Origin of the sequence: Paraburkholderia sp. GAS334 (assembly GCF_050436625.1) — a bacterium.
In the GTDB taxonomy this organism is placed as follows: domain Bacteria; phylum Pseudomonadota; class Gammaproteobacteria; order Burkholderiales; family Burkholderiaceae; genus Paraburkholderia.
Window position 1 is genome coordinate 1 of sequence record NZ_JBNDMO010000007.1, and the last position, 17,046, is coordinate 17,046.

The 17,046-nt window shown below is 60.5% G+C and carries 15 protein-coding genes, 2 tRNA genes and 2 pseudogenes; 3 read left to right on the forward strand and 16 right to left on the reverse strand.

Annotated features, from left to right (window positions below; translation table 11 throughout):
- Positions 1–130 precede the first annotated feature (130 nt).
- Positions 131–853, forward strand: coding sequence for an SDR family oxidoreductase (locus P3T21_RS14595; protein WP_429256931.1), 723 nt, complete (start codon positions 131–133; stop codon positions 851–853).
- Between the two features lie 108 nt (positions 854–961).
- On the opposite strand, the gene P3T21_RS14600 is transcribed toward P3T21_RS14595, so the two are convergent.
- The 4 genes and pseudogenes from P3T21_RS14600 to P3T21_RS14615 all read right to left on the reverse strand — a co-directional run bounded on the left by P3T21_RS14600 (position 962) and on the right by P3T21_RS14615 (position 4,092).
- Positions 962–1,861, reverse strand: a complete 900-nt coding sequence (locus P3T21_RS14600; protein WP_429256646.1) for a LysR substrate-binding domain-containing protein — start codon at positions 1,859–1,861, stop codon at positions 962–964.
- Positions 1,862–2,441: 580 nt separating this feature from the next.
- Positions 2,442–2,642 (reverse strand): annotated as a pseudogene (locus tag P3T21_RS14605) (alkene reductase); the annotation flags it as partial.
- Positions 2,643–2,742: 100 nt separating this feature from the next.
- Entirely contained in the window at positions 2,743–3,282 is a 540-nt protein-coding gene (locus tag P3T21_RS14610; RefSeq protein WP_429256647.1) for a carboxymuconolactone decarboxylase family protein, read from the reverse strand.
- 60 nt (positions 3,283–3,342) lie between these two features.
- Positions 3,343–4,092 carry an SDR family NAD(P)-dependent oxidoreductase gene (locus P3T21_RS14615; protein WP_429256648.1) on the reverse strand — a complete coding sequence of 250 codons (750 nt, stop codon included), beginning with the start codon at positions 4,090–4,092 and terminating at the stop codon, positions 3,343–3,345.
- A 143-nt stretch (positions 4,093–4,235) separates the two neighbouring features.
- Between P3T21_RS14615 and P3T21_RS14620 the strand changes: the two genes are divergently transcribed.
- Both P3T21_RS14620 and P3T21_RS14625 read left to right on the forward strand, forming a co-directional pair.
- Positions 4,236–5,138 (forward strand): LysR family transcriptional regulator, encoded by a 903-nt coding sequence (locus P3T21_RS14620; RefSeq protein WP_429256649.1) that lies wholly within the window; start codon positions 4,236–4,238, stop codon positions 5,136–5,138.
- Between the two features lie 249 nt (positions 5,139–5,387).
- Positions 5,388–5,679: pseudogene (locus P3T21_RS14625) on the forward strand (DUF932 domain-containing protein); the annotation flags it as partial.
- Between the two features lie 99 nt (positions 5,680–5,778).
- Here the strand turns inward: P3T21_RS14625 and P3T21_RS14630 are convergent.
- From P3T21_RS14630 to P3T21_RS14685, 12 genes are all read right to left on the reverse strand, one after another.
- Positions 5,779–5,855 (reverse strand) — tRNA-Pro (locus P3T21_RS14630).
- 90 nt (positions 5,856–5,945) lie between these two features.
- Positions 5,946–6,353 carry a MerR family transcriptional regulator gene (locus P3T21_RS14635; protein WP_429256650.1) on the reverse strand — a complete coding sequence of 136 codons (408 nt, stop codon included), beginning with the start codon at positions 6,351–6,353 and terminating at the stop codon, positions 5,946–5,948.
- A gap of 41 nt (positions 6,354–6,394) precedes the next feature.
- Positions 6,395–6,808, reverse strand: coding sequence for an integration host factor subunit alpha (locus P3T21_RS14640; protein WP_429256651.1), 414 nt, complete (start codon positions 6,806–6,808; stop codon positions 6,395–6,397).
- A 58-nt stretch (positions 6,809–6,866) separates the two neighbouring features.
- Positions 6,867–9,299 carry a phenylalanine--tRNA ligase subunit beta gene (gene pheT, locus P3T21_RS14645; RefSeq protein WP_429256652.1) on the reverse strand — a complete coding sequence of 811 codons (2,433 nt, stop codon included), beginning with the start codon at positions 9,297–9,299 and terminating at the stop codon, positions 6,867–6,869.
- A gap of 132 nt (positions 9,300–9,431) precedes the next feature.
- Positions 9,432–10,445, reverse strand: a complete 1,014-nt coding sequence (pheS, locus tag P3T21_RS14650) for a phenylalanine--tRNA ligase subunit alpha (RefSeq protein ID WP_429256653.1) — start codon at positions 10,443–10,445, stop codon at positions 9,432–9,434.
- A gap of 166 nt (positions 10,446–10,611) precedes the next feature.
- The gene (rplT, locus tag P3T21_RS14655; protein WP_006052502.1) at positions 10,612–10,971 is read right to left on the reverse strand and encodes a 50S ribosomal protein L20; all 360 of its coding nucleotides are present in this window, start codon (positions 10,969–10,971) and stop codon (positions 10,612–10,614) included.
- A gap of 29 nt (positions 10,972–11,000) precedes the next feature.
- Positions 11,001–11,198: a 50S ribosomal protein L35 gene (gene rpmI, locus P3T21_RS14660; protein ID WP_228876595.1), complete on the reverse strand. Its 198-nt coding sequence runs from the start codon at positions 11,196–11,198 to the stop codon at positions 11,001–11,003.
- Positions 11,199–11,434: 236 nt separating this feature from the next.
- Complete coding sequence (gene infC, locus P3T21_RS14665) at positions 11,435–11,959, reverse strand: translation initiation factor IF-3 (RefSeq protein WP_429256932.1); 525 nt, start codon at positions 11,957–11,959, stop codon at positions 11,435–11,437.
- Between the two features lie 49 nt (positions 11,960–12,008).
- Positions 12,009–13,916: a threonine--tRNA ligase gene (gene thrS / locus P3T21_RS14670; protein ID WP_429256654.1), complete on the reverse strand. Its 1,908-nt coding sequence runs from the start codon at positions 13,914–13,916 to the stop codon at positions 12,009–12,011.
- 263 nt (positions 13,917–14,179) lie between these two features.
- Positions 14,180–14,256 (reverse strand) — tRNA-Val (locus P3T21_RS14675).
- A gap of 106 nt (positions 14,257–14,362) precedes the next feature.
- Positions 14,363–16,606: a RelA/SpoT family protein gene (locus P3T21_RS14680; protein WP_429256655.1), complete on the reverse strand. Its 2,244-nt coding sequence runs from the start codon at positions 16,604–16,606 to the stop codon at positions 14,363–14,365.
- A 57-nt stretch (positions 16,607–16,663) separates the two neighbouring features.
- Positions 16,664–17,017, reverse strand: a complete 354-nt coding sequence (locus tag P3T21_RS14685; protein ID WP_429256656.1) for a RidA family protein — start codon at positions 17,015–17,017, stop codon at positions 16,664–16,666.
- Between the last annotated feature and the right edge of the window lie 29 nt (positions 17,018–17,046).

Genomic DNA, 17,046 nt, shown 5'->3' on the forward strand with positions numbered 1-17,046 from the left:
ATGTTGCCCGTTCTCCGCAGGAAGGTCACCCCGGCTTCGTAAGCCGGATCTGCTTCGCTCCCGACACTTCGAGATCGGGAGCGAGCGCACGAGGGTGACCGGCGCTAAAACATCGAAACATCGAGAGATCATGAAATCACGCACTATTCTCGTAACCGGTGCCAGCAAAGGCATCGGCCGGGCCGTCGCACAGCGGCTGAACGCAGACGGGCACCGGGTTGTGGGGCTGGCACGTCAGGCGGACGATCCTGGCTTCCCAGGAACGCTCGTGTGCGTCGACCTGTCCGACCGCGTGAAAACGCAGGCCACGCTCGACAAACTCGCGTCGGAATACCAGTTCGATGGTCTGGTCAATAACGTTGGGCTGGTGAAACCGCAGAGGCTGGGCGCCATCGATCTGGACGCACTTGACTCCGTCATGTCGCTCAATCTGCATCCTGCTGTACAGGCCGCGCAAGCGCTGCTGCCCAACATGCGCGCGCAGGGCTGGGGCCGAATCGTCAATATCTCGAGCCTCACGGTCCTCGGCATCGTGGAACGTACTGCTTACGCTGCCGCCAAGTCCGCCCTGGTGAGCTTTTCGCGGTCCTGGGCACTCGAGCTGGCGACCGCCGGCATTACAGTTAATTCCGTCGCGCCCGGACCGACGGAGACCGAACTCTTTAGAGCCAACAACGCGCCGGGAAGCGAAGGCGAGCAGCGCTACCTCGCTGCCGTCCCAATGAAACGCTTTGGCAAGCCAGCCGAGATTGCTGCAGCTATCGCTTTCCTGCTGTCCGAAGATGCTGCTTTCATCACAGGTCAAACGTTGTTTGTCGATGGCGGCGCCTCGATCGGCAAGGCTTCCATTTGAGAAGAATCTGCGTTGCAGGAATTGGCAGGTTGCCACTGCATACCCGCGACGTCAGCGTCATCAGCGGTGTTGGGCTTGCAGCGCACGCGGCGCTGGCAGCGAGGTCAGTCAGGCCATGAAATCCGATGCGGATAATATCTCCTCGACCCAGGCGACAAAAGCACGCGCTTTTGCAGTGACCATGCGCCCACTCGGAAACACTGCCCACAGGTCAATGCCGGGCAATTCCCAGTCGGCGAGCACCTGTTTTACCGTGCCGCTCGCGATTTCTGGTGCGAACATCCACTCGGACGCGATCGCGACGCCCATATCGGCGAGCACCGCTTCACGCACGCCCTCCGCCGCGTTCACGCGAATTCGCCCCGCGACCGCAATAGCCGTCTCCGTGTTGCCTCGCTTGAACGACCATACGCTTCCGCCGCCGCCCTGCTCGTACACAATCGCCTGATGCGAAACCAGATCGGCAGGCATGCGCGGTTCGCCGGCTTTCGCGAACCACGCTGGCGAGCCGACAACACAACGCCTGCCATGGGCGAGCCTGCGCGCCGTCATGGTCGAGTCGCCCAGCACACCCATTCGCAACGCGACATCGATGCCGCGTTCCAGCAGGTCAATGTTTTCATCATCGAGGACGATGTCGATGTTGAGATCAGGATGTCGATCAAGAAACGACGGCAGTCGCGGGATGATATGAAGCCGCGCAAAGGTCACTGCCGCTGAAACCCTAAGGCGGCCCGAGAGAGTGCCCGCCGATCCTCGTGCCGCCAACTCTGCTTCGTCCGTTTCTTCGATCGCCCGTTTGGCGCGTTCGTAAAAAGCCTGACCCGCCTCGGTCGGCATCAGCCCGCGGGTGGACCGGAGCAGCAATCGAACGGCGAGCCGTTCTTCGAGTTGCGCAATCGACTTTGAAACGGCTGGTTGCCCTATATCGAGCAACCGGGCGGCAGCCGAGAAAGAACCCGACTCAATCACGCATACAAACGTTTCCATCGCTGTCAGTCGGTCCACTTCCTTCTCTCCTGGGACGAATCACCGTGGGTCGTGTGTCGCGCGACCAGGCGCACTCAAGCCAGCCTGTGAGCACGAAGAGGCGCTACCTCACCAGTGCTGTCTTGCGTTACGTGATCTGACTGCGCCTGCGCACGGCGAAGAGTTCGGGCGCGGCCACGCGTCGCAGTCCGATCCCGCCGGGCTCGATGACTGACCGATGACCATTTCGTCACGGTCTTTTGCCATCGATCCCCACCCGCGAAGTGTATCGCCGGATCTTGCTGCCAACGAAATACTCGCCCTGCCGCAAGCTGTGCTCTCGTTGATGGTTGCTGCGGTCGGGCTCACCAGGTGAGCGCGGTTTCGAGTGTGCCGCGGAGCCCCTGTCGTCGGACGGCGTGCGAGCACCATCCAGCGTCAATCAGAATGACCGGTAACAACGCGCAGTCTGTCCAGACGTCTTACGCATGCGATGCGCAACTGCGCACGGGAATGATGTTCTGGGGGAGACCGCCGCCAGCGGTCTGATGGCCATTCCCGGTGAGCGCCTTGACGCAGCGTCTATGGATGTCTGCGTACAGGCCGTGGCCGGTGCCCGGTGCAGGCTGTAGTCGGTGTAGCCTCGCCCATCGCCTCCATAGAACGTTGAACGGTCGTAGGCATTCAGAGGCGCACCGGTACGCAAACGCTCCGGCAGGTCCGGATTGGAGATAAACTTCCGGCCGAAGGCGACGAGATCGGCATCGCCGGTACGGAGGATCTGCTCTGCGCTTTCAGCGGTGAATCCCGGTGTCGAAATGTTCAGCTTGAGACATCACACCCTCCGATTCGGAACAACTTCAGTCAGCCGGGCAACGCGGGGCATCGCGTCAGCTCCGCGCGTTGCCTGGCTGCAACCGTCAGGCAGGGAGTTGCGGCGCAGCCGGGAAGTCCACCGGTACGCGCGTCGTTGCGTGCAGATAGTTGGTGACGGTCTTGTCGCCGATCACGACGATCGCGTCGACCAGATTGGCCTTGGTCCAGCCCGCGGCGAAGAACGCATCGACGAGCGCCCGATCGGCGTGCCCGCGGTTGACCGCGATGTTCTTCACCAACCGTGCGAGTGCGTCGAACTTCGCGTCGAAACTTGCCTTGCCACCGCGGATTTCGAGAATCTGTTCGTCGGTGAAGCCGTTCATCTTGCCGATCACGGTGTGCGCAGCCAGACAGTATTCGCAGCCGTTGACCTGACTCACGATGAGGTTCACGATTTCGCGCGCCTTGCCGCTGATGCTGCTCTTCGCGTTCTGGAACGCGAGATAGTTGCCGAGCGCATGCTCCGAATGGGCCAGCGTCGCGTACAGGTTGGGCACGGTGCCGAGACTGCTCTTGAGCTTGTCAAAAATGACCTGGTTAGCCGGGGAAACTTCGTCGCGCGTCGGGACATTGATGGTGGTCATGGTGATGATCCTGAGTAAAAGAGATGAAGCGATGGATAAAGCGAGTGGAAAAAAAGCCTGTTATTGCGCCGTGTAGGCGCCGTCGACTGCGATGTTCTGTCCGGTGAGATAGCGCGCCTTATCGCTCGCAAGGAACACGATCGTCTGGGCGATTTCGTCCGGGGTCGCGGCGCGTCGCGCCGGTATCGTCGCGAGAAAACCGGCCTTGCCCTCTTCGCTGCCGCCTGCAAAGCGGTCGAGCATTTCGGTGGCGACAGGACCAGGCGCCACGGCGTTGACGCGCACGCCTGCGGTAGCGCCTTCGAGCGCTGCGCTCTTCGTGAGGCCTTCGACCGCATGCTTGCTGGCCGCGTACACTGACGCACCCGCGATGCCGACCTGGCCCGCGATCGACGAGAGGTTGATGATCGAGCCGGCGCCCTGCGCCAGCATCACGCGCATCTCGTGCTTGAGCGACAGCAGCGTGCCGAGCACGTTGACCGAGAACGTGTCTTCGTAGTTGGTCGCCGTCTGCTCGACGATCGGCGCCAGTTGACCTTCAGTGCCGGCGTTGTTGACCGCCACGTCGATGCGCCCGAAACGCTCGATGGTCTGCTCGACGACGCTGCGCACTTCGGCTTCGAAACGCACATCGGCACGCAGGAATTCGGCTTCGGTGCCGAGGGCGCGCAGTTCGGCTGCAAGCGCCTGGCCTGCCTCTTCGCGACGGCCGCTGACGACCACGCGGTTTCCTTCGCGAGCGAAGGCAAGAGCAGTAGCGCGGCCGATACCGGTCAGCGCGCCAGTGATAAGGACGACGGGTGAGTTCATGTCAGTGCTCCTTCAGGTCGGGTGACATCGCGTTTGCGATGACTGCACTTTGACTGATTCCAGATGAGCGATATAGATGGTGTATGCTCATATTACTAATGCCCGTTAGGAATATATTGAGCAGAATGGACAAGCTGCAGGCAATGAAAACTTTCGTGCGCGTGGTGGAAGCGGGCAGTTTTTCCGCGGTCGCGCACGAGTCCGACACGACGCAAAGCGCAGTGAGCAAACAGGTGGCGTCGCTCGAGCGCGAGCTGGGCGCGCGGCTGCTGACGCGAACCACGCGTTCGCTTGCGCTGACGGAAGAAGGTGAACACTATTTCGGCCAGGCGCGGCGCCTGGTCGCGGAGATCGCGGAGGCCGAAGGCGTGCTGCGGCGCGGCGAGCAGCAACTGACGGGCTGGCTGCGGATCGCGGCTTCGGTCGGCTTCGGGCGCCTCAAGCTCATGCCGCTGGTTCAGTCGTTTCTGGTAGAGCATCCGGGCGTGAAGGTCGACCTGCGTCTGAGTGACGGTTTTATCGATCTCGTGGAACAGGGCATCGACGTCGCGGTGCGCATCGGCGATCTGCCGGACAGCAGCCTGATCGCGCGTCGCGTAGGAACGGCCTACCGGATGCTGATGGCGCATCGCAGCTACGTGCGCTCACTGCCCAAAGGAACGAGGGCGCCGCGCGTTCCTGATGATCTGGTCGGTCACAACTGCATCGTCTATACCGAACTGGCGATGCGCAACAGCTGGAGTTTTACGGCAGGACCCGGCGCTGCGGATCCGGTGGGAACCACGCGCATCGTGCGGGTCCAGGGCAATCTGCAAACCAACAGCAGTGAGGTCATGCGGGCGTCAGTCCTCGCGGGTATGGGTATTGGCTATTCGCCGACCTGGCTTTTCGATGACGAACTGGCCAGTGGCGAAGTGCTGCGGATGTTGCCGGACTGGGAAACGATCCCTATCCCGATCCATCTGGTGAGCCCGCTCGAGCGCCGGCATTCGGCCAAGGTAAAAGCGTTCGCCGAACATGTCGGAAAGGCGATGGCTCGTAGCTGAAAGGCGACAGTGCTTCTTCGAGCGGAAGCGGCGCGTGAATTGTCGACATGAATGAGCGTCGCCTGCTGGCTAACTTGCAGACGGTCGTGAGTCGTCGCGCCATGGCTGGAACTGGCCGAGAGCCGCGGTTCCTGATGTTCGCCGAAAGCGGTCGTCGGGTGCGCCGCGTATTTCGGTAAAGGTCAGCTTTGCGGTGCCAGCGCCCACAGGCAGTCGTCGGCCCAGAATCGGACCTTCGCCATCGGCAACGAAGGCTTCCAGCCGTTCATAGTCTGCCAGACCCGCGTGCGGCACGACGACCGCCGCGAGTACACGAAGCACATGCTGCGGCTTCGCCACGCCGAGCAGATCACCGGCGACGAAGCCAACGAAATCGTGCTGCTGAACTCACACAATGGCACGAGCAGCTATCAAATGCTCGCGGGTGTGTTGCGCTTCGTCTGCCAGAACGGTATGGTCGCGGGCGACGACGTCCGGGATATACGCGTGCCGCACAAGGGCAACGTCGTCCACAACGTCATCAATGGTGCGTTCGACGTTCCTGCGAGAGCCGTCCGTCGTGTGGGGGCAAACGTGGTGGCAAAATCCGCCCGAAATGAAAAAGGCCTCACAAGCATTGCTTGTAAGGCCTTGATTTCTTTGGTCGGGGCGAGAGGATTTGAACCTCCGACCACCTGCACCCCATGCAGGTACGCTACCAGGCTGCGCTACGCCCCGAACAGCACAAAAGTATAACAGAGCCTTCGCCTGATTAGAACCGCTAGCGCAGAACAAACAGCACGCACAGCGATTGAATCATCCGCGAGATCAGCGGCTCAACACATCGAGCACGTGCAGCAACTCCTTGCGCAACTGATCGACATCGACATTCGAAGACGTCTCTGCCGACTTCGCCGCCACAGGCTCTTCAACCTCTTCCATCTCCGCAGGACCACCATGCCCACCGCCGTGCGAATCGAGACGATTGCGCGCGCCGTTGATGGTGAATCCCTGTTCGTACAGCAGTTCACGAATCCTGCGGATCAGCAGCACTTCATGATGCTGATAGTAGCGGCGGTTACCGCGCCGCTTCACGGGCCTCAGCTGCGTGAACTCCTGCTCCCAGTATCGCAGCACATGCGGTTTCACGCCGCACAGTTCGCTGACTTCACCGATCGTGAAGTAGCGCTTCGCCGGAATCGGAGGCAAGACGACTTTTTCGATCGTCGCTGTCATCGTCAGTTAGCCGTGGTGGTTGCGCAGGGAACGCGCGAAAACTACGAGCGCGCGAAACTCGCCTCAGCGCCGCTTTCAACCAGCGCCTTCAGCTTTTGACTTGCATGAAACGTCACGACGCGGCGCGCGGCAATAGGAATCGCCTCGCCCGTTTTCGGATTTCTACCGGGACGCTGGGGTTTGTCGCGCAACTGAAAGTTGCCGAACCCGGACAGCTTCACGCTATCGCCACTCTCCAGCGCATCGCGGATCACCTCGAAGAACGCTTCAACCATGTCCTTCGCCTCCCGCTTGTTGAGTCCGACATTGTCGAACAGCAACTCGGCAAGCTCGGCCTTGGTGAGCGTCGGCGTTTCGGCCGACGTGTTGGCGGGTGATGTCGGAATGTCGCGAATCATGGCGCTACGTTGCGCCGTAAGAAGGGCTTCGAAATCACTCGAGTTCATTTCGTTCATAATCTATAAAATGGCGCGATAACCAGAAACGTAAAATGCGGAAACAGCCGTTTTAAGGTTATCCGCGCAACCGTGCGCCATATACTCGAGCCAGACGATCCACCAGGGTTTTAATGGCCAGATCGACCGTTTCGTCCTGAAGGGTCCCGCCAGTATCTTGCAACGTCACACGGAACGCAAGGCTTTTCTCGGTAGCTGCCAACCCGCCGGAAGTGTTTGATTTTGGACGGAATTCGTCGAAAAGCGCAACCTTCTGAATGGTCTTGCAGGCGTCCTCGGAAAGGGCGTTTTGCAGTGCGTCAAGCAATGCCTGAGCCTCGATTTTCTGATCGACAACAACAGCAATATCGCGTCGCACCGGCGGGAATTTCGATACTTCCGTCGGAGTCGGCAAAGTGCGCTGCATTAATGCTTCCGCTTCAACTTCAAACAGAATCGGCGCGTGCGGCAAATCATATTTCTGCATCCAGCGCGGATGCAGTTCGCCAATCCAGCCCACTGCCCGACCATCGATTTCGACGCGCGCGCTGCGTCCCGGATGCAGCGCCGGATGTTCCGCCTTGACGAACCTCGGCACCACCGGCGCGAACAGCGCTTCGAGGTCGCCCTTCACGTCGAAGAAATCGACGGCACGCGACGGCGCCGCCCACTGCTCTTCGAGCGCCGGGCCGTAGGCCAGCGCGCCCAGCATCTTCGGCTGCGCGAATCCCTCGACAGCCAGCTCGCCCGCCTTGATCGCCGGATCGTGCAAGAACACGCGACCCGCTTCGAACACGCGAACACGGTCCGCGCGACGGTTCAGGTTCGACCGCAGCACGTTGATCAGGCTGCCGAACAGCGTGGTACGCATCACCGACAGCTGGCTCGCGATCGGATTCAGGAGACGCACCGGCTTGTCGTTGCCCGCGAAATCCTGCTCCCACTCGGCATCGACGAAGCTGAAATTCACCGTCTCCGCGTAATCGCGCGCGGCGAGCGCGTGGCGAATCACGTGGAGCGAGCGCTGCGTCTCATTGGTTCGACGCATTTCGCTCGTCGCGACCGGCGGCCGCGCCGGGATCTTTTCGAAGCCGTAAATACGTGCGACTTCTTCGATCAGGTCTTCTTCGATTTCGATGTCGAAACGATACGACGGCGGCATCACAGCGAACGTATCGCCTTCGCGTTCGAACGTGAGACCGAGGCGCGTGAAAATCTGTGCGATTTCGTCCGCGCTGATCTGCACGCCGATGATGCGGTTCGCGCGCGCGACGCGCATCTTCACTGGCGCGCGTTGCGGCACGTTGACGATCTGATCGTCGACCGGACCCGCTTCGCCGCCGCAGATGTCGAGGATCAGCTGCGAGATGCGTTCGATGTGCTCGACGGTTGTCGCGTAATCGACGCCGCGCTCGAAGCGATGTCCGGCGTCCGTCGAAAAGTTGTACTTGCGGGAGCGGCCACGGATGCTGTCCGGCCACCAGAACGCCGCTTCGAGATAGATGTGGGTCGTGTCGAGCGTGACGGCCGTGCTGTCGCCGCCCATGATGCCCGCGAGGCTTTCGACGTGCTGATCGTCAGCGATCACGCCGACGGTTTCGTCGAGTTCAACCGTGTTGCCGTTCAAGAGCTTGAGCGATTCGCCACGACGTCCCCAACGGACGTCGATGCCGCCGTGAATCTTGTCGAGATCGAACACGTGCGACGGACGGCCCAGTTCGAGCATCACGTAGTTCGAGATGTCGACGAGCGCCGAAATACTGCGCTGGCCTGAACGTTCGAGCCGCTCGACCATCCAGTGCGGCGTCTTCGCGCGCGCATTGACGCCGCGAATCACGCGACCCGAGAAACGGCCGCACAGATCCGGCGCCGAGATTTTCACGGGCAACGTTTCGTTGAGCTTGACGACAACCGGCTTGATCTCGAGCGCATGCAACGGCGCGCCGGTGATGGCCGACGTCTCACGCGCGACGCCAAACACGGAGAGGCAATCCGCCTTGTTCGGCGTCAGCTTGATTTCGAAGATCGTATCGTCGAGATTGAGCGTCTCGCGGATGTCCTGGCCGATCGGCGTATCTTCCGGCAGGATCATGAGACCGCTATGATCTTCCGACAGCTTCAGTTCGCGCGCCGAGCAGAGCATGCCCTGGCTCTCGACGCCACGCAGCTTCGACAGCTTGATCGCGAACGGCGTGCCACCCGCTTCTGCGGGCGGCAGCTGCGCCCCAACCAGTGCGACCGGCACCTTGATGCCGGGCGCCACGTTGGGCGCACCGCACACGATGCTGAGCGTCGCGCCAGTGCCGGCATCGACCTGACAGACGTTGAGCTTGTCCGCGTCCGGATGCTTGACCACTTCGAGCACGCGGCCCACGACGATCTTCGACGTCGGCGGCGCTGCGGGGCTCAGCCCTTCGACTTCGAGACCCGCCATCGTCAATGCGTGCGACAACTCGTCCGTCGTCATCTTCGGGTCGACAAAGCTTCTCAGCCAGGATTCAGGGAATAGCATGGTTCTTTACGTTCTAAACAGGTTAGGTCCACGTCCGGCAGCTTGCTCGCTGGGAATCTGCCGGACGTGCAGCTTGCGGTGACGGCGCGCGTGCTTCAGCGCAGCCGTCCACGTCGCATGTCACGTTGCGCGTCAGGCGAATTGCCGCAGGAAACGCAGGTCGTTTTCAAAGAACAGACGCAGATCCTGCACGCCGTAACGCAGCATCGTCAGCCGCTCGAGGCCGCTGCCGAATGCAAAGCCGATATACCGTTCGGGGTCGAGACCCATGTTGCGGATCACCGCCGGATGAACCTGGCCGGAGCCGGAAATCTCCAGCCACTTACCCGCGTTCTTGCCGTGTTCGAACATCATGTCGATTTCGGCCGACGGTTCCGTGAACGGGAAATAAGACGGACGGAAGCGCACGAGAATATCGTCGCGCTCGAAGAATTTCTTGAGGAAGTCGGTGTAGACACCCTTCAGGTCCGCAAAGCTGATGTTCTCGTCGATCCACAAACCTTCGACCTGATTGAACATCGGCGAATGCGTTGCGTCGCTATCGACACGATACGTGCGCCCCGGCACGATCACCTTGATCGGCGGCGTGTTGGTGCGCGCGTAGCGAACCTGCATCGGGCTCGTGTGCGTACGCAGCAGCAACTGGCGGCCGTCGGCATCCTTGCCGTCGATGTAGAAGGTGTCCTGCATCGAACGCGCCGGATGGTTTTCCGGGCTGTTCAGCGCAGTGAAGTTGTACCAGTCCGTTTCGATTTCGGGGCCGTCGGCCACATCGAAACCGATGGAATGAAAAATCTGTTCGACGCGTTCCCATGTGCGCATCACCGGATGCAGGCTGCCTGCTCCGATGCCGCGGCCGGGCAACGTGACGTCGATGGCTTCAGCGGCGAGGCGCTGGTTCAGCAGGGCGTCGGCCAGGGCCTGGCGACGTGCCGTCAGCGCGGCTTCCACCTGCTGCTTGACGGCGTTGATGCGCGCGCCTTCAGTCTTGCGAGTCTCGGGATCGAGCTTGCCAAGGCCCTTCAACAGCTCGGTCAGCGCACCCGACTTGCCGAGAAAACGGGCTTTCTCGTTTTCGAGCGTGTTGGTGTCGGCGGCCTGTTCAAAGGCCTCTTGCGCGTCGGCGACAATCTGGTCCAGATCCATTGATCCCATCTTTTCAACGTCAGTGTTCAATGTTCAGTACGAGCGAAAACCGCTCGACCAACAAAAAAGGGGCTCGGTGAGGAGCCCCGTTTCTGTTGCAGCGTCACCGAGACTACCGGATCTTCGCTGCAACGAACCACGCAGTACGATGTGCTAACTAGCGCAATCAGGCTGCAACGGCGGCTTTCACCTGCTGAACGATCGCAGCAAAAGCGGCCTTGTCGAACACAGCCATGTCGGCCAGCACCTTGCGGTCGAGTTCGATCGAAGCCTTCTTCAGGCCGTTGATGAACACGCTGTACGTCATGTCGTGCTGACGCACCGCCGCGTTGATACGCGTGATCCACAGTGCGCGGAACACACGCTTCTTGTTGCGGCGATCGCGATAGGCGTACTGGCCTGCGCGCATGACCGCCTGCTTGGCGATGCGATAGACGTTATTGCGACGGCCGCGGTAACCCTTGGCCAGCTTGATGATCTTCTTGTGACGGGCCCGTGCGGTAACCCCACGTTTGACTCTAGGCATATCTAGCTCCTGTGAGTTTCAGTTAAGGGTTAAGCGAACGGCAGCATCGCGCGCACGGAGTTCAGATTGGAATCATGAACGGCCGTGGAACCACGCAGGTGACGCTTGTTCTTGGTGGACTTCTTGGTAAGAATGTGGCGCTTGAAGGCTTGACCGCGCTTGACGGTACCACCCGGACGCACCACGAAGCGCTTTGCAGCACTCTTCTTGGTCTTCATCTTAGGCATGACGAACAACTCCATTATTAGATGGATATGGGTGTGCGGTCGGCCCTGATGGCCCTAACCCGCCCTTCGAAACCCACTCCACTTGGTATGCAGCTGGCCGATGATGCTGGCCGCCGCTTTTCAGGAAAGCACCCGCTACGCGGGCACACTTCCGAAACCTGCCAATCCGTCGACACCGACGGAGTACCGCTTGTTTCTGACACAACCACGCGTATCGACGATACGCAGCGCATTGCTTACTTCTTTTTCTTCGGGGCCAGCACCATGATCATCTGGCGCCCTTCCATCTTCGGCATCTGCTCGACGGCACCCACTTCGTCGAGGTCAGTGCGCAGGCGCTCGAGCATGCGCATACCGATTTCCTGGTGCGCCATTTCGCGGCCGCGGAAACGCAACGTGATTTTCGTCTTGTCGCCGTCTTCGAGGAAGCGAATGAGGTTGCGCAGTTTGACGTTGTAATCGCCGTCATCCGTACCTGGCCGGAATTTGACTTCCTTGACCTGGACGATCTTCTGCTTGAGCTTGGCCTCGTGTTGCTTCTTCGCTTCCGAGTATTTGAACTTGCCGTAGTCCATCAAACGGCAGACCGGCGGGACCGCCTGCGGGGCGATTTCTACCAGATCCACGTCTTGCTGTTCCGACAGGCGGAACGCATCAGCGAGTTTCACGATGCCGAGGGGTTCGTTCTCGACTCCGACCAGACGCACCTCGGGTGCAGTAATTTCACCGTTGATGCGATGCGCAGACTTATCAGTAGCGATGTTACGTTTCCTCTAAAAATTAAAAAAACGAGCCGCGCTGCCAGGTGGCTTACTTGAACGACTGGACGTCCTGTCGCAGACGCTCAATGAAGGCGTCGACCGGCATCACACCCAGATCGACACCACCACGGGCACGCACGGCTACCGTTTGTGCATCACGCTCTTTGTCGCCGACAACCAGCAGATACGGGACCTTTTCCAGCGTGTGCTCGCGTATTTTATAGCTAATCTTCTCGTTACGCAAATCGGCCTCTACTCTAACCCCTTGTTTTTGCAACGTTTGGGCAAGAGACCGGGCATATTCAGCCTGATTTTCGGCGATATTCATCACCACGACCTGCATCGGGGCAAGCCACGACGGCATTGCACCGGCATGGTGCTCGATCAGAATGCCGAGGAACCGCTCCATTGATCCGACGATTGCCCGGTGCAGCATGATCGGCCGCCGGCGGCTATTGTCTTCCGCCACGTATTCGGCGCCGAGACGCTCCGGAAGCACCATATCGAGCTGCAGCGTACCGCACTGCCACGAACGGCCGAGCGCGTCCTTGATGTGGTACTCGACCTTCGGACCATAGAACGCGCCTTCGCCAGGAAGCTCTTCCCACGTCACGCCGCAGGCAGTCAGCGCTTCGCGCAAGCCGTGCTCCGCGCGATCCCACGTTTCATCTGTGCCGGCGCGCGCATCCGGGCGCAGCGACAGCTTGATGTCGATATGTTCGAAGCCGAAGTCCTTGTACACGCTCATTGCCAGCGTGTTGAACGCGATCGACTCGCTAATGAACTGGTCTTCGGTACAGAAAATATGCGCGTCGTCCTGGACGAAACCCCGCACGCGCATCAGACCGTGCAACGCACCCGACGACTCGTTGCGATGGCACGAACCGAACTCCGCGTAACGCAGCGGCAGATCGCGATACGAACGCAGACCGTGATTGAACACCTGCACGTGACCCGGGCAGTTCATCGGCTTGATCGCGTAGTCGCGCTTTTCCGATTCCGTCGTGAACATGTTTTCACGATAGTTCTGCCAGTGACCGGACGCCTCCCACAGCGAGCGGTCCATGATCATCGGCGTCTTGATCTCGAGATAGCCTGCATCGTTCACGCGGCGACGCATGTACTGCTCGACCTGCTGCCACAGCGTCCAGCCACGCGGATGCCAGAACACCATACCCGGCGATTCGTCCTGCATGTGGAAGAGATCGAGCTGTTTGCCGAGCTTGCGGTGATCGCGCTTCTCGGCTTCCTCGAGCATATGCAGATACGCTTCCTGATCTTCCTTCTTCGTCCAGGCCGTGCCGTAGATACGCTGCAGCTGTTCGTTCTTCGAGTCGCCGCGCCAGTAGGCGCCCGCGACCTTCATCAGCTTGAAGACCTTTAGCTTGCCCGTCGACGGGACGTGCGGACCACGACAAAGATCCGTGAAACCGCCATGCGAATACAGCTTGATTTCGTCGGTCGCGGGAATCGACTCGATAATCTCGGCCTTGTACTTTTCGCCGACGCTTTTGAAGTAGTCGACGGCTTCGTCGCGCGACACGACACGACGTGAAACCGGCTCGTCTTTCTTCGCAAGTTCCTGCATGCGCTTTTCGATCTTCTCGAGATCTTCGGGCGTGAAGGGACGGCTGTACGCGAAGTCGTAGTAGAAGCCGTTGTCGATGACCGGCCCGATCGTCACCTGTGCTTCCGGATACAGGTCTTTGACGGCGTACGCGAGCAGGTGAGCCGTCGAGTGACGAATGATGTCGAGGCCGTCCGCGTCCTTCTCGGTAACGATCGCGAGCGTTGCGTCGTGATCGATCAGCGAAGACGTATCGACCAGCTCGCCATCGACCTTGCCGCCGAGTGCGGCTTTCGCGAGACCCGCACCGATCGACGCAGCGACTTCAGCAACCGTCACCGGATGCTCGTACTGTCGAACAGAACCGTCAGGCAGACGTATCGAAACCATTGTGTTCTCCGAGAGGCCGATCCGCGGCAGATGTCGCGATCAGGCGAGAAAACCAAAAAAGCGAAAAAAAATGCGGCCCCGCTTTCGAGGGGCCGCATTCACATTTCCAGCAAACTGCAACGGCAAACCTGGTCCTCGACTAGCGCCGATCCGAAGTGGTTTCGGTCAACGTTCGCGGTGTCATAACCGTATTCGCCTTTCGCGCCGAAGCGCTTGTTGCTTACTTGCTACGAAACTCCGGCGAACCAGAGTTTCTATTTCGTTGGTAGGCTCGATTGGACTCGAACCAACGACCCCCACCATGTCAAGGTGGTGCTCTAACCAGCTGAGCTACGAGCCTGAAGAAACGAGATTATATGGAGCGCCTCGAAACTTGGCAAGCACTTTTATGCGTCGACATTAAAAATCCTGACGACGCATGTCGACGTGCCCGATCGACACACATTTCATCCCTTGCGCGACGCGCGCACAACGCCCGTTACTTCGCCTAGCAACGCGCACGCGCGTTGAATTTGCGCAGCACTCGACACCTCGACAGTGAACTGCATGAACGCCGCGTTACGTCGCGTCTGCGTCTTGACGCCGATCACATTCATCTTCTCGCGCGCGAAAATTTCCGAGATATCGCGCAGCAAACCTTGCCGGTCGGACGCATCGATTGTGAGATCGACCGGATAGACCGAGCGGCCGTGGCCGCTCATGACGTCCGCGGACCACGCTGTCTCGAGCACGCGCTCCGGCGCGCGCTCGGCCATGCGCAGAAACGTCGGGCAATCGCTGCGATGAATCGACATACCCTTGCCACGCGTGACGAAACCACTGATGGCATCCGGCGGCGCGGGACGGCAGCATCGCGCGAGTTGCGTCAGCAATGCGTCGACGCCGACGACCAGCACGCCCGTCGATGCGCCATGCGCCACGCTCGCGCCACTACTGCGCTTCTCGAATTGCTCCGGCGCCTCGACTACCGGCTCGGGCGGCGGTGCATCGTGTAAAGCCTGCTCGACAAGACGAAGACTGAACTCTTCCTTGCCGACAACCCAGAACAGATCGTCCGTTGTCTTGAAGCCGAGCTTGGTGGCAAGCTGATCCAGATTGACCGATGTCTTGCCTTCGCGCTGCAACGTCTTTTCGACCATCGCGCGGCCGATCGATATGTTTTCCTGCAGGTCGACCGCGTTGAACCAGGCGCGCACTTTCTGACGCGCGCGCGAACTGCGCAGATAGCCAAGCTGCGGATTGAGCCAGTCACGCGACGGACCGCCCTCCTTCACCGAGACGATCTCAACAGTCTGTCCGTTCTGCAACGCAGTGTTGAGCGGCACCATCGCGCCATCGACGCGCGCGCCGCGACAACGGTGACCCAGTTCGCTATGCAGGTGATACGCGAAGTCGACAGGCGTCGCGCCTTGCGGCAACGGAATCACGCGCGCCTGCGGCGTGAGTACGTAGATGTGATCGTCGTCGAGCGTGGCCTGACGCAACTGCTCCCACGGCTGTGTCGCGGGCTTCCCGTCATGCTCGCCTTCGGAGACGTCGTCCTTCCACGCGAGCAGTTGACGCAGCCACGCGATCTTCTCGTCGTACTTCTCACTCGCGCTGAACTGGCCGCCATAGCCACGCGTGCCCGCTTCCTTGTAGCGCCAGTGCGCCGCGACACCGTACTCCGCAAACTGATGCATCTCCTGCGTGCGGATCTGCACTTCGAATGCGCGTCCGTCGTCGCCGATCACGACCGTGTGCAGCGACTTGTAGCCATTCGGCTTCGGACGCGAGATGTAATCGTCGAACTCTTTCGGCACGGGTTGCCAGAGGTTGTGGACGATGCCCAGAACCGTGTAGCAATCCTTGATGTCCGGCACGATGACGCGAAATGCGCGCACGTCATACAGCTCGGAGAAATCGAGTTCCTTGCCGCGCATCTTGCGCCAGATGCTATAGATGTGTTTCGGCCGGCCGCTTACTTCAGCACGGATATGCGCCGCAGCGAGTTCCTGCTGCAGACGCGCGATAGCCTCCGCAACGTACACTTCGCGCTCGATGCGCTTCTCGTCAAGCAGCTTCGCGATGCGCTTGTACGTCTCCGGCTCCTCGAAGCGGAACGCGAGATCCTCGAGTTCCCATTTCAGTTGCCAGATACCGAGACGGTTCGCGAGCGGCGCGTAAATGTCGAGCGTCTCGCGCGCGACGTCCGGCGACGGCGTGATCTTCGCCGCCGCGTAGTAACGCAGCGACTGCACGCGCGATGCAAGCCGGATCAGCACGACGCGAATGTCCTGCGCAAACGCGAGCAGCATCTTGCGCAACGCCTCGACCTGGGCGCGGCGCGCAGCCTGCGCATCGCGACCGGCTTCGGGCATCGCATTCTGTGCCGCACGCAGACTCACCGTACCCAGGCGCAACAGCTTGCGCACGTCACCGACAAGCTGCGCGACCTCTTCACCGAAGCGGTCGGCGAGGATGCGTTCCGGATCCTTCAGATGGGGTGTCAGCGCGAACAACGCGGCCGCCAGAACCGCCGGCGGATCGACGTTGAGCGTGCGCATGACCGCCGCCGTGCCCGCTGCGTGATCCGCGAGCAGCTCGCCCGACGAAAGCCGCACCTCGCCGGCATGCTCGCGCACGAACGCCATCGCCTCGTCGAAGGACGGTGTCGGGTTCGGAACAGTCGTGACGGTATCGGTATTCATGATGCGGCGCTTCGCCGGAAAAGCCGGGAGTAACCCAAAAACAGATGCTGCAGTAGATCAGCTGCGCTGTGCGGCCACGATGACGACTTCGACGAGGCACGCCGGGTTCGCCAGCTTCGCTTCGACCGTTGCGCGCGGCGGCGTGGCGCCTGCCGCAACCCACGTATCCCACACGGCGTTCATGCCGGCGAAGTGGGCCATGTCGGAGATGAAAATCTGCACAGACAGCAGGTGCGACTTGTCGCTGTTCACTTCGGCGAGCAGGCGGTCGATGTGGCCGAGCACTTCGTGTGTCTGACCGGCGATGTCCTGATTCGTGTCTTCGGCAATCTGGCCGGCCAGGTAGACCGTGCCGTTATGCACGGCGATTTCCGAGAGGCGCGCGCCGACGTGGTGACGAATGACTGCCATGAAAGATCCTGTGGTTGAGGTTGAATGTG

Excerpts from the sequence above, each read along its gene's own strand:
- P3T21_RS14595 (WP_429256931.1), top strand. The coding sequence starts at position 131 with ATGAAATCACGCACTATTCTCGTAACCGGTGCCAGCAAAGGCATCGGC.
- P3T21_RS14610 (WP_429256647.1), bottom strand. The coding sequence starts at position 3,282 with ATGACCACCATCAATGTCCCGACGCGCGACGAAGTTTCCCCGGCTAAC.
- P3T21_RS14615 (WP_429256648.1), bottom strand. The coding sequence starts at position 4,092 with ATGAACTCACCCGTCGTCCTTATCACTGGCGCGCTGACCGGTATCGGC.
- P3T21_RS14620 (WP_429256649.1), top strand. The coding sequence starts at position 4,236 with ATGAAAACTTTCGTGCGCGTGGTGGAAGCGGGCAGTTTTTCCGCGGTC.
- P3T21_RS14635 (WP_429256650.1), bottom strand. The coding sequence starts at position 6,353 with ATGACAGCGACGATCGAAAAAGTCGTCTTGCCTCCGATTCCGGCGAAG.
- P3T21_RS14640 (WP_429256651.1), bottom strand. The coding sequence starts at position 6,808 with ATGAACGAAATGAACTCGAGTGATTTCGAAGCCCTTCTTACGGCGCAA.
- pheT (WP_429256652.1), bottom strand. The coding sequence starts at position 9,299 with ATGCTATTCCCTGAATCCTGGCTGAGAAGCTTTGTCGACCCGAAGATG.
- pheS (WP_429256653.1), bottom strand. The coding sequence starts at position 10,445 with ATGGATCTGGACCAGATTGTCGCCGACGCGCAAGAGGCCTTTGAACAG.
- rplT (WP_006052502.1), bottom strand. The coding sequence starts at position 10,971 with ATGCCTAGAGTCAAACGTGGGGTTACCGCACGGGCCCGTCACAAGAAG.
- rpmI (WP_228876595.1), bottom strand. The coding sequence starts at position 11,198 with ATGCCTAAGATGAAGACCAAGAAGAGTGCTGCAAAGCGCTTCGTGGTG.
- thrS (WP_429256654.1), bottom strand. The coding sequence starts at position 13,916 with ATGGTTTCGATACGTCTGCCTGACGGTTCTGTTCGACAGTACGAGCAT.
- P3T21_RS14680 (WP_429256655.1), bottom strand. The coding sequence starts at position 16,606 with ATGAATACCGATACCGTCACGACTGTTCCGAACCCGACACCGTCCTTC.
- P3T21_RS14685 (WP_429256656.1), bottom strand. The coding sequence starts at position 17,017 with ATGGCAGTCATTCGTCACCACGTCGGCGCGCGCCTCTCGGAAATCGCC.